This is a genomic window from Serratia sp. TSA_130.1, assembly GCF_052691795.1.
This window is the reverse complement of record NZ_JBQZFS010000001.1, coordinates 1,124,987-1,139,883: the sequence shown is the minus strand read 5'-3', so window position 1 is coordinate 1,139,883 and position 14,897 is coordinate 1,124,987. Positions and strand designations below refer to the sequence as shown.

13 protein-coding genes are annotated in these 14,897 nt (G+C 62.8%); 8 read left to right on the top strand and 5 right to left on the bottom strand.

Features of this window, described 5'->3' with window-relative positions; genetic code table 11:
- The first annotated feature begins 123 nt into the window (after nucleotides 1–123).
- From zipA to ACUTQY_RS05325, 3 genes are all read left to right on the top strand, one after another.
- Nucleotides 124–1,149 (top strand): cell division protein ZipA, encoded by a 1,026-nt coding sequence (gene zipA / locus ACUTQY_RS05335; RefSeq protein WP_033643960.1) that lies wholly within the window; start codon nucleotides 124–126, stop codon nucleotides 1,147–1,149.
- Between the two features lie 79 nt (nucleotides 1,150–1,228).
- Entirely contained in the window at nucleotides 1,229–3,250 is a 2,022-nt protein-coding gene (ligA, locus tag ACUTQY_RS05330; RefSeq protein ID WP_033643959.1) for an NAD-dependent DNA ligase LigA, read from the top strand.
- On the top strand, nucleotides 3,250–3,465 hold the full coding sequence (locus ACUTQY_RS05325; protein ID WP_046687588.1) for a DUF3820 family protein: 216 nt from the start codon (nucleotides 3,250–3,252) through the stop codon (nucleotides 3,463–3,465). Before ligA ends, ACUTQY_RS05325 begins: the two co-directional genes overlap by 1 nt.
- 27 nt (nucleotides 3,466–3,492) lie before the next feature.
- On the opposite strand, the gene ACUTQY_RS05320 is transcribed toward ACUTQY_RS05325, so the two are convergent.
- Nucleotides 3,493–4,485, bottom strand: coding sequence for a bile acid:sodium symporter family protein (locus tag ACUTQY_RS05320; protein WP_046687587.1), 993 nt, complete (start codon nucleotides 4,483–4,485; stop codon nucleotides 3,493–3,495).
- Between the two features lie 97 nt (nucleotides 4,486–4,582).
- On the opposite strand from ACUTQY_RS05320, the gene ACUTQY_RS05315 reads away from it, so the two are divergent.
- Complete coding sequence (locus tag ACUTQY_RS05315) at nucleotides 4,583–5,503, top strand: LysR family transcriptional regulator (RefSeq protein WP_033643957.1); 921 nt, start codon at nucleotides 4,583–4,585, stop codon at nucleotides 5,501–5,503.
- A 1-nt stretch (nucleotide 5,504) separates the two neighbouring features.
- On the opposite strand, the gene ACUTQY_RS05310 is transcribed toward ACUTQY_RS05315, so the two are convergent.
- Entirely contained in the window at nucleotides 5,505–5,972 is a 468-nt protein-coding gene (locus ACUTQY_RS05310; RefSeq protein ID WP_021505617.1) for a FlxA-like family protein, read from the bottom strand.
- A 52-nt stretch (nucleotides 5,973–6,024) separates the two neighbouring features.
- On the bottom strand, nucleotides 6,025–6,573 hold the full coding sequence (locus ACUTQY_RS05305; protein WP_033652553.1) for a nucleotidyltransferase family protein: 549 nt from the start codon (nucleotides 6,571–6,573) through the stop codon (nucleotides 6,025–6,027).
- 160 nt (nucleotides 6,574–6,733) lie between these two features.
- Between ACUTQY_RS05305 and eutB the strand changes: the two genes are divergently transcribed.
- A complete protein-coding gene (gene eutB, locus ACUTQY_RS05300) occupies nucleotides 6,734–8,491 on the top strand; it encodes an ethanolamine ammonia-lyase (protein ID WP_072055842.1) in 1,758 nt (585 codons plus the stop codon).
- Here eutB and ACUTQY_RS05295 read toward each other — a convergent pair.
- Complete coding sequence (locus ACUTQY_RS05295) at nucleotides 8,470–9,372, bottom strand: LysR family transcriptional regulator (RefSeq protein ID WP_046687586.1); 903 nt, start codon at nucleotides 9,370–9,372, stop codon at nucleotides 8,470–8,472. The genes eutB and ACUTQY_RS05295 overlap by 22 nt on opposite strands.
- Before the next feature lie 449 nt (nucleotides 9,373–9,821).
- On the opposite strand from ACUTQY_RS05295, the gene budA reads away from it, so the two are divergent.
- From budA to ACUTQY_RS05280, 3 genes are all read left to right on the top strand, one after another.
- Entirely contained in the window at nucleotides 9,822–10,601 is a 780-nt protein-coding gene (gene budA / locus ACUTQY_RS05290; RefSeq protein WP_033643951.1) for an acetolactate decarboxylase, read from the top strand.
- 32 nt (nucleotides 10,602–10,633) lie between these two features.
- The gene (gene alsS, locus ACUTQY_RS05285) at nucleotides 10,634–12,319 is read left to right on the top strand and encodes an acetolactate synthase AlsS (RefSeq protein ID WP_033643950.1); all 1,686 of its coding nucleotides are present in this window, start codon (nucleotides 10,634–10,636) and stop codon (nucleotides 12,317–12,319) included.
- Nucleotides 12,320–12,462: 143 nt separating this feature from the next.
- Nucleotides 12,463–14,049 (top strand): ABC transporter substrate-binding protein, encoded by a 1,587-nt coding sequence (locus ACUTQY_RS05280; protein WP_046687583.1) that lies wholly within the window; start codon nucleotides 12,463–12,465, stop codon nucleotides 14,047–14,049.
- A gap of 28 nt (nucleotides 14,050–14,077) precedes the next feature.
- Here ACUTQY_RS05280 and ACUTQY_RS05275 read toward each other — a convergent pair whose 3' ends face one another.
- Complete coding sequence (locus tag ACUTQY_RS05275; protein ID WP_004936408.1) at nucleotides 14,078–14,884, bottom strand: ABC transporter ATP-binding protein; 807 nt, start codon at nucleotides 14,882–14,884, stop codon at nucleotides 14,078–14,080.
- Nucleotides 14,885–14,897: the final 13 nt, after the last annotated feature.

Sequence of the window (14,897 nt, the reverse complement as noted above, 5' to 3'; positions counted from 1 at the left end):
GCAGTATAATCATCTTTATTGGCATAAAGTTCAGCACGGACTTGCACTTGTGTGCGCGGGCAAATAGAGTTAAAGAGTGAATGTTTGCCGCGGTGGCAATGTATTGGAACAACAGAGATAGCAATGATGCAGGATTTGCGTCTGATATTAATCGTTGTTGGCGCGATCGCCATAATAGCGCTGTTATTGCACGGTCTGTGGACCAGTCGCAAAGAACGGTCAGCGCTCTTCCGCGATCGCCCAGCCAAACGTTCCCAAAAGGAACGTGAACAAACTCCGATCGACGATCTCGAAGAAGGCGTCGGTGAGGTGCGCGTACGCGCCGCTCACCCGCAAGACGAGCCGTCATTCGGCCATTTCGATGCCGCACGCGAAGAACCCGTGGCCGCGCCGAAGCCCGCTCCGGCGGCTGCGCCTGCGCCCCGCGCCGTTCAGCCGGCTGCTCATCAGACGCCGCCTCCGCTGTCTCAGCGGCCGGAGTACGATGACATCCTGCTGAACAACTACGCGCCGGACGAAAAACCGGCCGAGCCGCAGCAACCGCAACCGGCCGTGCGCCGCGAGCCGCGCGTTGACGATCTGCCGCATGAACATGAGGCGCCGCTGGCGGCGGAACCGGCATTCCACGCCGAACCCGCCCCGGTGCAGCAAGCGCCGGAAGTGAAGCCTGCGTCGGAACCTGCACCGCAGCCGCAACAGCCGGCTGCTGCGCCAGTACAGGCTAAACTGAAAGAGACCGTGCTGGTGCTGCACGTCGCGGCCCATCAGGGCGGCGTGATCGGCGGCGAAGTGCTGCTGCAGAGCGTGTTGCAGGCGGGCTTCCAGTTTGGCGAGATGGGCATCTTCCACCGCCATATCAGCCCGGCCGGCAGTGGCCCGGTGCTGTTCAGCCTGGCGAACATGGTCAAGCCGGGGTCGTTCGATCCTGACATGATGTCCGATTTCTCCACGCCGGGCGTGTCGATGTTCATGATGGTGCCGTCTTACGGCGACGCCAATCAGAACTTCAAGCTGATGCTGCAGTCGGCGCAGCGCATCGCCGACGACGTGGGCGGTGTGGTGCTGGACGACGAGCGCCGCATGATGACGCCGCAGAAGCTGGAAACCTACAAAGCGCGTATCCGTGAAGTGTTGGAAAACAACGCCTGACCGGGTTGCCGCGCGCACTGAACATCCGTAACAACAAAGCCCCCGCTAGCCGGGGGTTTTTTATCTTTGATGGTGAGCCATGGAATCGATAATCCAACAAATCAATCAACTACGAGCCACATTGCGCCATCATGAATACCAGTATCATGTGCTGGATGCGCCCGAAGTGCCGGATGCGGAATATGACCGCCTGATGCGCGAGCTGCGCGAGCTCGAGAGCGCGCATCCGGAGCTGATCACCGCCGATTCGCCGACCCAGCGCGTGGGCGCGGCGCCGCTGGCGGCGTTTGATCAGGTGCGTCACGAAGTGCCGATGCTGTCGCTGGACAACGTGTTCGACGAAGAGAGCTTCCTGGCGTTTTACAAGCGCGTGCAGGACAGGCTCAAGAGCAGCGATCCGCTGACCTTCTGCTGCGAGCTGAAGCTGGACGGCCTGGCGGTCAGCCTGCTGTACGAAGACGGCGAGCTGGTGCGTGCGGCGACGCGCGGCGACGGCACCACCGGCGAGAACATCACCTCCAACGTGCGCACCATTCGCGCCATCCCGCTGCGCCTGACCGGCGACAACATCCCGCGCCGGCTGGAAGTGCGCGGCGAAGTGTTCATGCCGCAGGCCGGGTTTGAACAGATGAACGAAGAGGCGCGGCGCAAAGACGGCAAGGTGTTCGCCAATCCGCGCAACGCCGCCGCCGGTTCGCTGCGCCAGCTCGATCCGCGCATTACCGCCAAACGCCCGCTGACCTTCTTCTGCTATGGCGTCGGGCTGCTGGAAGGCGGCGAGCTGCCGCGCAGCCACTTTGAACGCCTGATGCAGTTCAAGGCCTGGGGCCTGCCGGTCAGCGATCGCGCCCAGCGCCGCACCGGCAGCGAGGAAGTGCTGGCGTTCTATCGCCAGGTCGAGCGGGACCGCGCACAGCTCGGTTTCGATATCGACGGCGTGGTGATCAAGATTGACGACATCGATCTGCAGGAAACGCTGGGCTTCGTGGCGCGTGCGCCGCGCTGGGCGACGGCGTTCAAATTCCCGGCGCAGGAGCAGATCACCGTGGTGCGCGAAGTGGAGTTTCAGGTTGGCCGCACCGGCGCGATTACGCCGGTGGCGCGCCTTGAGCCGGTGCTGGTGGCCGGGGTGACCGTCAGCAACGCCACCTTGCACAACGCCGATGAAATTGAGCGGTTGGGGCTGCGCATCGGCGATACGGTGATCGTGCGCCGCGCCGGCGACGTGATCCCGCAGGTGGTGGGCGTGCTGGAAGACCGTCGGCCGCAGGATGCGCGCGAAGTGGTGTTCCCGCTGCACTGCCCGGTGTGCGGTTCCGACGTTGAGCGCGTGGAAGGCGAGGCCGTGGCGCGTTGCACCGGCGGTCTTATCTGCGGCGCGCAGCGCAAAGAGGCGTTGAAGCATTTCGTTTCCCGCCGCGCGCTGGACGTTGAAGGCATGGGCGACAAGATCATCGAGCAGCTGGTGGACAAGGAGTACGTGAAGAACCCGGCCGATCTGTTCCGGCTGTCCGCCGGCATTCTGACCGGCCTGGATCGCATGGGGCCGAAATCGGCGCAGAATCTGGTTAATGCGCTGGAGAAATCCAAGCAGACCACCTTCGCTCGCTTCCTGTATGCGCTCGGCATTCGCGAGGTCGGCGAAGCGACCGCCGCCAACCTCGCGGCGCATTTCGGATCGCTCGAGAAGCTGTTCGCCGCCGACATCGAGGCGCTGAAAGAGGTGCCGGACGTCGGCGAAGTGGTGGCCAAACACACGCGCAACTTCCTCGATGAAGCGCTCAATCAGCAGGTGATCAACGAGTTGGTGGGCGCCGAGATCGGCATCCACTGGCCGGCGCCGGTGGTGGTGGCGGCGGAAGAGATAGACAGCCCGTTCGCCGGCAAAACCGTGGTGCTGACCGGCTCGCTGAGCCAGCTGTCGCGCGATGAGGCCAAAGATCGCCTGACGGCGCTGGGCGCCAAGGTCAGCGGCAGTGTGTCGAAGAAAACCGATCTGGTGATCGCCGGCGAGGCGGCCGGCTCCAAGCTGGCGAAGGCTCAGGAGCTGGGTATCGCCGTGATCGACGAAGCGGAGATGATCCGCTTGCTGGGTGAGTGATGGAAAAAGAAAACCTGCTGGAGATCGCCAATACCGTGATGCCGTTCGGCAAGTACCAGGGGCGGGTGCTGATCGATCTGCCCGAAGAGTACCTGCTGTGGTTCGCCCGCAAGGGTGAATTCCCCAAAAGCAAGCTCGGCATGCTGATGGAGATGACGCTGGCGATTAAAATCGAAGGGCTTGACCACCTGGTCAAGCCGCTGAAGAAAAGCTGAACTGACGGGCCTTGGCCCGTCTTTTTTTTACCCGCGCGACGCCTGCGCGTTGGGCACCGCCTGTTGCGCCTGCTGCTTGCGCTGATACCTTTTCGCCAATACCGCACAGGTCATCAGCTGCACCTGATGGAACACCATCAGCGGCAGCACCATGATCCCCACCGTCGCCGCCGGGAACAGGATATTGGCCATCGGAATGCCGTTCGCCAGGCTTTTCTTCGAACCGCAGAACACGATGGTGATCTCGTCCGCCTTGCTGAACCCCAGCCAGCGTGCCATGTAGGTGTTCACCACCAGCACGATCGCCAGCAGCACGATGCTGCCGCCGACGATAAACGCCAGCGAACCGATCCCCACCTGATGCCAGATGCCGTGCGTGACCGCCTCGCTGAAGGCGGCGTACACCACCAGCAGAATCGAGGTCTGGTCGGTTTTACCGATCAGCGGGCGATGGCGTTCGATCCAGCCGCCGATCAGCGGCCGCAGCAGGTGACCGGCGACGAACGGCACCAGCAGCTGCAGCACGATCGAACCGACCTGCCGCAGGCCGCCGGTATCGCCGTGCACATTCATCAACAAGCCGACCAGCAGTGGCGACACGAAGATCCCGAGCAGGCTGGAGGCGGAAGCGCTGCATACCGCCGCCGCGACGTTCCCGCCCGCCAACGAGGTGAAGGCGATGGCCGATTGCACGGTGGCCGGCAGGATGCACAGGTAGATGAAACCGGCGTACAGCTCGGGGCTGACGTCGATCGGCGCCCACCAGGCAAACAGCACGCCCAGCGCCGGAAAAATGATGAAGGTGCTGCACATCACCCACAGATGCAGCCGCCAGTTGTTGCTGCCGGCCAGGATGGCCTCGCGCGACAGCTTGGCGCCGTGCATGAAGAACAGCAGGGCGATGGCGGCGATGGTCAGGGCGTTGAGCCAGCCGACGAACTCGCCGCGCGCCGGCAGGAACGACGCCAGCAGCACGGTAGCGATCAGCGTCAGGGTAAAACGATCGGGCAGAAATCTCATGGCGGTGCGCTCAGGGTCGAAAATCGATAGGGCTATTCTCCCGCGTGGGCATATAATAATTAAATTGATTTATTTAATTCATCTATGAATAAAAAACATGAATTACTCACTCAAACAGCTGCGGGTGTTCGTCGCCATCGCCCGCCACGGCAGCTTCAGCCGCGCCGGCGAGGCGATCGGCCTGACGCAATCGGCGGTCAGCCACAGCGTGAAAGAGCTGGAGGCGGAGGTCGGCGTGCGCCTGCTGGATCGCACCACGCGTGAAGTGGTGCTGACCGACGCCGGTCTGCGGCTGGCCAACCGGGTCGAGCGGCTGCTGGACGAACTGCAGGCCGCGTTGCTGGATGCGCGCAGCTTTGGCGTACAGCGCAGCGGCACGGTGCGGGTGGCGACGAGCCAGACCATTTCCGCCCATCTGATGCCGCAGTGCATCGCCGCCGGCGAACGCGAATACCCGGAGATCCGCATCATGCTGCGCGATCAGGCGCAGCAGCAGGTGCTGCACAGCGTGCGTAACGCCGAGGTGGATTTCGGCATCGTGGTCGATCCGGTGCAGGCGGTGGATCTGGAGTGCGAAGCGGTGTTGCACGAACCTTTCCTGTTGCTGTGCCGCGACGATCATCCGTTCGCTGCGCAGCAGGCGGTGCGTTGGTCGGCGTTGAACGGTTGCCGCCTGGTGTTGCAGGATTATGCGTCGGGCAGCCGACCGCTGATCGACAGTGCGCTGAGACAGCAGGGCGTAGAGGCGCAGGTGGTGCAGGAAATCGGCCATCCGGCCACGCTGTTCCCGATGGTGGCGGAGGGCATTGGCATCAGCATTTTCCCGGCGTTGGCGCTGCCGTTGCCGGAAGGGGGGCGGCTCCGGGTGCGGCGGCTGGTGCCGGAAATTAACCGCGCGCTGATGCTGGTGCGGCGCAAGAACCGCTCACTGACGCCGGCGGCGGAGGCCATCTGGCAGGTGGCGCGTCAGCAGGCGGCGCTGCTGCAACAGCGCCGGCGGGAAAACGCGGCATATTGACTCAGATATAGACGTCCACCGCGTTGAGCGGCGTTGGGCGGTTTACGCCGTCGCCGGATTTCGCCGCGGCTTTTTCCATTTGCTCCTGCTGCTGCTTTTCCATTTCTTCTTTCTGGATGCGCGCGATCTCGGCCTGCAACATCTTGATCTGCGCTTCGATCAGCTGTTTCTGCTTTTCGATCTCTTTGGGATCGGCGTCGGAATCCTTCAGTTCCACCAGCTTTTGCTGCAGCGCCTGAATCTGCCGGTTCAGCGCCTTGATACGCGCCGAAGCGCGGCTTTCATTGAGGTTAACCGGTTCGTCATTGCCGTTGGCGCGTTCGTTTTTCTCCATCTTGCCGCCTTGCGGCTGGTTGTTGACCGGTTTGGCCATCAGTAATTCGCCCTGATGGCCCGGCGCGCTGAAGACGTTGCTGACGCCGGGGACGGTATTCTTGATCGGTACGATCATGGTGATGGTGGTCGACATGGTTGCTCTCCCTGAGTCTGGATCTCGCTGTTCAGGGTATCGGCAGCGGCGGCTAAATCTTTACCTGCTGCAGACGCGGCCAGCGCAGCAGCCAGCCTTTGTCGACCACGCGCTGGGCATAGGCCGTGCGATCGCCATTTTTAACGTTGAAGGTAATGGTGTCGTTGAACAGCGCCGCGAGCCCGAAAGGGGCGACCAGCGTGATGCTGTCGTCGGCGTTCAGGCGCGCGCCGATCGCCGTTTCCACTTCGGTCCAGAAGCTGATGGCCTCTTCGCTGTTGCGGTAGGGCGCGCGGCCGCTGCGCAGGTGCATGCGCGCCTGGTTCTTGACCGACCACGGCTGCGGCAGCCACTGCTGCAGCCGCGCCTCCAGCATGCGATCGCGTTCGGCGTCCGCCCGCTCCGCATCGAAGTGGATCACGTCGATATCGTTGAGCGGCGTGGGCTCCGCATAGCCGTGGCGCCGATCCCACACCAGGTTGCGCACAAAGCCGGCGCCGAGGCACCAGTCATTCAGGCCGAGCCGGCGCACGGTGCGCAGGGCGGCCATGCGCGCGCTATCTTGTTGCAGCCAGTCGATAATTTGCCGTTGCGGATCCATCACCCCTCCTGTTTTCGCGGCTACTGTAACCCGAAGCGGCGGCGGGTGAAATGGGGGGATGCGCGATGGCGGCGATAGCAGGCAAATTAATTTTCTTGCTTCACTGACTACACTTGGTGCAGGGCTTTTATCTCGTCACTCAGGGCAAGGGAGGGGGGCTATGTATCAGGCAACGTTGGGCCAACGCGGCTATCGCTTCGGCGGCCTGCGCCAGCTGATGGCGAAAGCTTCGCCGGCGCGTTCCGGCGATTATCTGGCGGAGGTGGCGGCGGAAAGCGCCGAAGAGCGCATGGCGGCGCGCATCGCGCTGGCGGATGTGCCGCTCAAGACTTTCCTGCAGCAGCCGCTGGTGCCGTACGAGCAGGACGAGGTGACGCGCCTGATCATCGATAGCCACGACGCCGCCGCCTTTGAGCCCATCTCGCACCTCACGATCGGCGATTTTCGCGACTGGTTGCTGAGCGAGCAGGCGGACAGTGCCATGCTGGCGCAGGTGGCCGCCGGCATTATGCCGGAGATGGCGGCGGCGGTAAGCAAGATCATGCGCAATCAGGATCTGATCCTGGTGGCGAAGAAATGCCGGGTGGTGACGCGCTTTCGCAATACGATTGGCCTGCCGGGCCACCTCAGCGTGCGGCTGCAGCCCAATCACCCGACCGACAGCCTGCAAGGCATCGCCGCCAGCATGCTGGACGGTTTGCTGTACGGCAGCGGCGACGCGGTGGTCGGCATCAATCCGGCCAGCGACAGCCTGCCGCTGCTGGAAAAACTCAACTACATGCTGGACGACGTGATCCAGCGCTTCGCCATACCCACCCAATCCTGCGTGCTGACCCACGTGACCAAAACGCTGCGGCTGATGGAGCGTGGTGCGCCGGTGGATCTGGTGTTTCAGTCGATCGCCGGTACCGAAGCGGCCAATCGCGGTTTCGGCATCAGTCTGGCGCTGCTGGCGGAGGCGCAGCAGGCGGCGCTGAGCCTCAAGCGCGGCACGTTGGGCGATAACGTGATGTACTTCGAAACCGGGCAGGGCAGTTGCCTGTCGGCTAACGCGCATCACGGCGTCGATCAGCAGACCTGCGAGGCGCGCGCCTATGCGGTGGCGCGGCATTTCTCACCGCTGCTGATCAACACCGTGGTGGGGTTTATCGGCCCTGAATACCTGTATGACGGCAAACAAATTATCCGCGCCGGGCTGGAGGATCACTTCTGCGGCAAGCTGCTCGGCCTGCCGCTGGGCTGCGATGTCTGTTACACCAACCATGCCGAGGCCGATCAGGATGATATGGACACGCTGCTGACGCTGTTGGCCGCCGCCGGGCTGACGTTCCTGATCGGCGTGCCGGGCGCGGACGACATCATGCTCAATTACCAAAGCACCTCGTTCCACGACGCGCTCTATATCCGTGAACTGCTGGGGCTGAAGCACGCGCCGGAGTTCGCCGCCTGGCTGGCGGCGATGAACATCACCGATGAACGCGGACGGCTGCGCGACGCCGCCGCCAATCACCCGCTGTTGCTGGCGCTGCGGCCCTATCTCGATACGTTGGGGCTGGCGATCGCGCCGGTGGTGTTGGCGCATCAGGCGCGAGTGGCGCTGGGGGATGAGATCGGCGAGTGCCTGCAGGCCCGGGCGGTGGCGGTGCTGATCGGCGAACGGCCGGGGCTGTCGTCGCCGGACAGCCTGGGGATTTATCTGACCTGGGAGCCGAACGCGCGCAGAAGGGACTCAGAGCGCAACTGCATCTCCAATGTGCGGCCGGAGGGGCTGGATTATCCGCAGGCGGCGTTCCGCCTGGCCTGGCTGCTGGAACAGGCGTGCCGGCGAGGGCTGACCGGCGTCGAACTGAAAGACGAGAGCGACAACCCGGCGCTGCGCGGCCGCGTCACCCCGCTTTACGCCCAGTTGGGCGGTTGACCGAGGGTTTGCTGCAGCAGGGCGGTGAAGGCCGCCAGGCGGGCGGACACTTTCGCCACCGGCCGCAGCAGATAGATGCCTTGCTGTTCATGGCGCGGATCTTCCAGCATCTGCACCAGCCGCCCATGCTGCACGTCCGGCCCCACCACCCAGTTGGGCAGAAAGGCGATGCCGAGGCCGAGCAACGCCGCCTGACGCTGCGCGGTGAAGTCGTCGCAGCGCAGCGCCATGGTGCAGCGGTTCATCAACGCCGCGTCGAGGATCTGCGCCCAGCAGGCCGGCTGTTGTTTGTGGTAGCGGGCGATCAGCCGGTGCTGCGGCAGCGCTTCCAGATCGCTCGGCAGGCCATAGCGGGCGACGTAGCCGGGGCTGGCGCACATCACCCAGCGTTGGGTGGCGATGCGGCTGGCGTACAGCGCGCTGTCCTTCTGCTCGCCGATGCGGATGGCGGCGTCCAGCCGTTCCTGGGTCGGATCGGTCTGGCGTTCGGTCAGATCGAGATCGACCCACAGCTGAGGGTAGCGTTCCGCCAGCGTCGGCAGCAGCGGCAGCACATAGGTTTTGCCGAAGGTCGGCAGGCAGCTGATGCGCAGCGTGCCCTGCGGCGTTTCGTTCAGCGCGTTCAGCTCGGCGCGAATGCCGGTAATGTCCGTCATCAGCGCGGCGGCGCGTGCCAGCAGCAGCTCGCCGGCGTCGGTCAGCAACAGGCCGCGGGTGGAGCGTACGAACAGCGTCGCGCCGAGCGCGCTTTCCAGCGCATCGATATGGCGCACCAGCGAAGAAGGCACCATACCCAGCTGGCGTGCGGCGGCGGAAAAGCTGCCCAGGCGGGCCACGTCGAGAAAGATTGGCAGATGTTCTACATAGCGGGCGTCATTCATTTTTGCATTATATGCAAAAGCGTTTCTTATGAATACCCGCTTCTCTGTTGGCGATGCTGCGGCTACTCTGATTGCGGGTTGACGACGGGCTTCAGCGCCGCCGCATCCCGGCCGCATAGAGAGAAAACGCATAAACCTAGCGGCGTTTAGCACCAAATAGCAGATGTTTTTCCCAGGCTGCGTCAGCCGCCTGTGGCGTTGATTGTCGCTCCAACACCAGATTAACCGTTCAATTTGATATCCGACTCAACCTCAATGATTAGTGAGTCTTTACTTTCACTTATCTTCCTGTTGTTTCTGGATATCGGCCGGCCAGCCGTGCCGGTTTTTTTGTCGCCTCAGGCTGAATCGTTCCAACTGATGAACGCGCCTGAGGGGCATCTTGGCTCGCCGTCGGCGGGTCTTTTGAACGCGTGGAACCGCAGTTCCGCGCTGGTGGAGGAGTCAGCATGAACGAAAAACACGGGTGTTCCTGTGCGCGCCATTTGGCGCAGGGTTTCGCCAGGCAGTCGATCAACGCCGGGGAGGGCGAAATCTATCAAATCTCGCTGATGAGCGCGCTCATCGACGGGGTTTATGAAGGGGAGACCACCATCGCCGAATTGCTGAAACACGGCGATTTCGGCCTCGGCACCTTCAATCATCTGGATGGCGAACTGATCGCGTTCGATCAGGAAATACACCAGCTGCGCGCCGACGGCAGCGCCCGCCCGGCCGGTTTGCAACAGAAAACCCCTTTCGCCGTCGTCACCTTTTTCCAGCCCAGCGTCAGCCAGCAATTCGATCGGCCGATCACCAAGGCGCAACTGCACCAATGCATCGATGAACAGGTCGCCTCGCCGAACCTGTTCTGCGCGGTGCGGGTCGACGGTGAGTTCAGCCATGTCGAAACCCGCACCGTGCCGCGTCAGGAACGGCCTTACCGCCCAATGCTGGAAGCGATAGAAGAGCAGCCGACCTTCTCGTTCCATCAGCGGCGCGGCACGCTGGTCGGCTTCCGCTCGCCCGATTACATGCAGGGCATCGGCGTGGCCGGCTATCACGAACACTTCGTTACCGACGACCGCAGCGGCGGCGGCCACGTGCTGGATTACCAGCTCGATCATGGCCGCCTGCAGTTCGGCGTCATCACCCGTCTCAATCTTCAGTTGCCGCATGATGCGGATTTCTTGCGCGCCAACCTCTGTCCAGAGGATTTGGATCGCGCAATTCGTTCCGCCGAGGGCTAATCCCGGCGATCGTTTTCTTAGGAGGTGGAACCATGGCACAGGAAAAAACAGGCAATGACTGGCAATGCGGCGCCGACTTGGTGGTGAAAAACCTGGAAGCGCAGGGCGTCAAACACGTTTTCGGCATTCCGGGCGCCAAGATCGACCGGGTGTTCGATTCGCTGGAAGATGCGCCGTCGATCGAAACGGTAGTGGTGCGCCATGAGGCCAACGCGGCCTTTATGGCGGCGGCGGTCGGCCGCCTGACCGGCAAGGCGGGGGTGGCGCTGGTCACCTCCGGGCCGGGCAGCTCCAACCTGATCACCGGGCTGGCAACCGCCACCTCGGAAGGGGATGCGGTGGTGGCCTTCGGCGGCGCGGTGAAGCGCGCCGACAGCCTGAAGCAGACGCACCAGAGCATGGATACCGTCAGCATGTTCCGGCCGGTGACCAAGTACTGCGCCGAAGTGCATGCCGGTTCGGCGATTTCCGAGGTGATCGCCAACGCCTTCCGCCGCGCCGAGTTCGGCCGGCCGGGGGCGTCGTTCGTCAGCCTGCCGATGGATATCGTCAATGAGCCGGTCACGGCGCCGGTGCTGGCGGGCTGCCGCTTGCCGCGCATGGGGGCCGCGGCGGCGGACGACATTCAGGCGGCGGTGAAACTGATCCGCCAGGCCAAATGCCCGGTGCTGCTGCTGGGCTTGCAGGCCAGCCGGCCGGAGAACAGCGAGGCGGTGCGCCATCTGCTGTACCGCACCCATATGCCGGTGGTCGGCACCTATCAGGCGGCGGGGGTGATTGACGTCAATCACTTTGCCCGCTTCGCCGGCCGCGTCGGCCTGTTCAACAACCAGCCGGCCGATCAGCTGTTGCAAAAGGCCGATCTGGTGGTCAGCGTCGGCTACGATCCGATCGAATACGATCCGTGCATGTGGAACAGCCACGGGCGGCTGAAGCTGGTGCATATCGACGTGCTGCCGGCGGACATCGATACCTGCTATCGGCCGGACGTCGAGCTGGTGGGCAACATCAGCGCCACGCTGAACATGATGACCGAAGCGTTCAATGAGGCGGTCTGCGTCCCGGCGGAGGTGGAACTGATCCTGACCGATCTCGGCCGCCAGCGCGCCGAATTGGCGGAACGCGCCGCGCGCCGCGGCGGCATGCCGATCCATCCGTTGCGCATCGTCAAGGAGCTGCAGGACATCGTCAGCGACGACGTGACGCTGTGCGTGGACATGGGCAGTTTCCACATCTGGATAGCCCGCTATCTTTACAGCTTCCGCGCTCGCCAGCTGTTGATCTCCAACGGCCAGCAAACCATGGGGGTAGCGCTGCCGTGGGCCATTGGCGCGGCGCTGGTGCGCCCCGGCGATAAGGTGGTGTCAATCTCCGGCGACGGCGGCTTCATGCAGTCGAGCATGGAGCTGGAGACCGCGGTGCGGCTGAAAAACAACATCGTGCACGTGATCTGGGTCGATAACGCTTACAACATGGTGGAAATGCAGGAAGTGAACAAATACCAGCGCAAATCCGGCGTGGAGTTCGGGCCGATCGACTTCAAGGCCTACGCGGAATCCTGCGGCGCGGTCGGTTTCGCCGTGCAGTCGGTGGAAGATCTGCGGCCGATGCTGCGCAAGGCGATGGAGATCCAGGGGCCGGTGGTGGTGGCCATTCCGGTCGACTACGCCGATAACTATAAGCTGATGGCGCAGATGAACTTCAGCCAGATGATTTAATTTCATCATCCTCGCGCCGTTTCACCGGGGCAGGCCGCTTGCGCGCCTGCCCGTTTTTATGCGCGGAATTTGTCCTTTACATCGCTAACTGCATGATTTATTGCTATCCGTTCGGCTGTTTTTTCACCACTGGGGATAGCGCAATGAAAAGAAAAGCAATAACGATCGGGCTGCTGGCGTTGGCGATTGCCGGCGGCGCGCGGGCCAATACGCTGGTCTACTGTTCCGAAGGCTCGCCGGAAGGCTTCAACCCGCAGCTGTTCACCTCCGGCACCACGGTAGACGCCAGTTCGGCGGCGATCTACAACCGGCTGGTGGATTTCAAACCCGGCACCGTCGAGCTGCAACCCAGCCTGGCGGAAAGCTGGGAGGTGAGCGAAGACGGCAAGCGCTATACCTTCCATCTGCGCAAGGGCGTGGCATTCCAGAGCAATAAATATTTCACGCCCACCCGCGATTTCAACGCCGATGACGTCATCTTCTCGTTTATGCGCCAGAAGGACGCCAACAACCCGTATCACAAGGTCTCCAACGGCGCCTACACCAACTTCGAGTCGATGGAGTTCGGCACGCTGATTGACCGGATCGTCAAGGTGGATGAGCACACCGTGCGCTTTGAGCTCTCCCGCGCCGAGGCGCCGTTCGTCGCCGATCTAGGCATGTATTTCGCCACCATTTTATCGGCGGAATATGCCGACGCGATGCTGAAGGCCGGCACGCCGCAGCGGGTGGACAACGATCCGATCGGCACCGGGCCGTTCCAGCTGGTGCAGTACCAGAAGGACGCGAAAATCCTCTACAAGGCGTTCGACCGCTACTGGGAAGGCAAGCCGAAGATCGATCGACTGGTGTTCTCGATCACGCCGGATGCGGCGGTGCGTTACGCCAAGCTGCAAAAGAACGAATGCCAGGTGATGCCGTTCCCCAATCCGGCGGATCTGGCGCGTATGCGGCAGGACGGCAACATTCAGGTAATGGAAAAATCCGGCTTGAATATCGGTTTCCTGGCGTTCAACACCCAGAAGAAACCGTTGGATAACGTTAAGGTGCGCCAGGCGTTGGCGCTGGCGGTCAACAAGCCGGCGATCATCGACGCGGTGTTCCATGGCGCCGGTCAGCCGGCCAAGAACCTGCTGCCGCCGGCTCAATGGGGCAGCAACGCGCAGCTTGAAGACTACCCGTATTCGCCGGAACGGGCGAAGCAGCTGTTGCAGGAGGCCGGGCTAGGGCAGGGCTTCGACATCGATCTGTGGGCGATGCCGGTGCAGCGGCCCTATAACCCCAACGCCAAGCGCATGGCGGAGATGATCCAGGCCGACTGGGCTAAAATCGGCGTGCGCGCCAAAATCGTCACCTTCGAGTGGGGCGAGTATTTACAGCGGATTAAAAACGGCGAACACCAGACCGCGCTGATGGGCTGGACCACCGCCAACGGCGATCCGGACAACTTCTTCGGCCCGCTGTTCACCTGCGCTTCGCTCGGCGGTTCGAACTCGGCGAAATGGTGCTATAAACCGTTCGACCAGCTGATCCTGCAGGCGCGCGAGGAGAACGATCACGCCAAACGGGTGGCGATGTATCAGCAGGCGCAGGTGATAATGCACGATCAGATGCCGGCGTTGATGATTGCGCACTCGACCATCTTCGAACCGGTGCGCAAGGAAGTGAAAGGCTATGAGATAGACCCGTTCGGCAAACACATTTTCAAGCAGGTGTCGCTGGAGAAGTAACGACAAGGCCGGGGTAACCCGGCCTTTTTCATGCCTGCGGCGCGTCGCAGTGGTAGCGGCCGCGCGGGATCACCAGCGGCGTGTGGGACAGCGGATCGTCGATGATCATGCACGGCATGCCGAACACCCGCTCCACCAGTTCGGCGGTAATGATCTCCGCCGGTTTCCCTTCCGCCACGATCTTGCCGTCGCGCATGGCGATGATGTGATCGGCATAGCGGCAGGCGTGGTTGAGATCGTGCAGCACCGCGATCAGGGTTTGACCGCGCTCGCGGTTGAGCTGGCGGAACAGATCCAGCAGCTCGATCTGGTGCGCGATGTCCAGATATGTCGTCGGTTCATCCAGCAGCAGCAGCGGCGTTTGCTGCGCCAACGCCATCGCTACCCAGACGCGCTGACGCTGCCCGCCGGACAGCTCGTCGACGCTGCGATCCGCCAGTTGGCTGACGTTGGTGGCCGCCATGGCGGCTTCCACCGCCTGTTTATCGGCCTGTGTCCACTGTTTCAGCAGGCTCTGGTGCGGATAGCGGCCGCGCGACACCAGGTCCGCCACGGTGATGCTGTCCGGTGCGATCGAGGTTTGCGGCAGCAGGCCAAGCTCGCGCGCCAGCGCCTTGGTGGCGAAACTGCTGATGTTCTTGCCGTCCAGCATCACCTCGCCGGCGCTGGGTTTCAGCAGGCGGCACAGGGCGCGCAACAGCGTCGATTTGCCGCAGGCGTTCGGCCCGACGATCACCGTAAAGGCGCCGTCGGGGATCGCCACGCTCAGATCGTCAGCGATGATTTTATTGTCGTAGCCTAGCTTCAGGTGCGAGGCGTGCAGGCGGTGGCTCATGGCATTATCACTC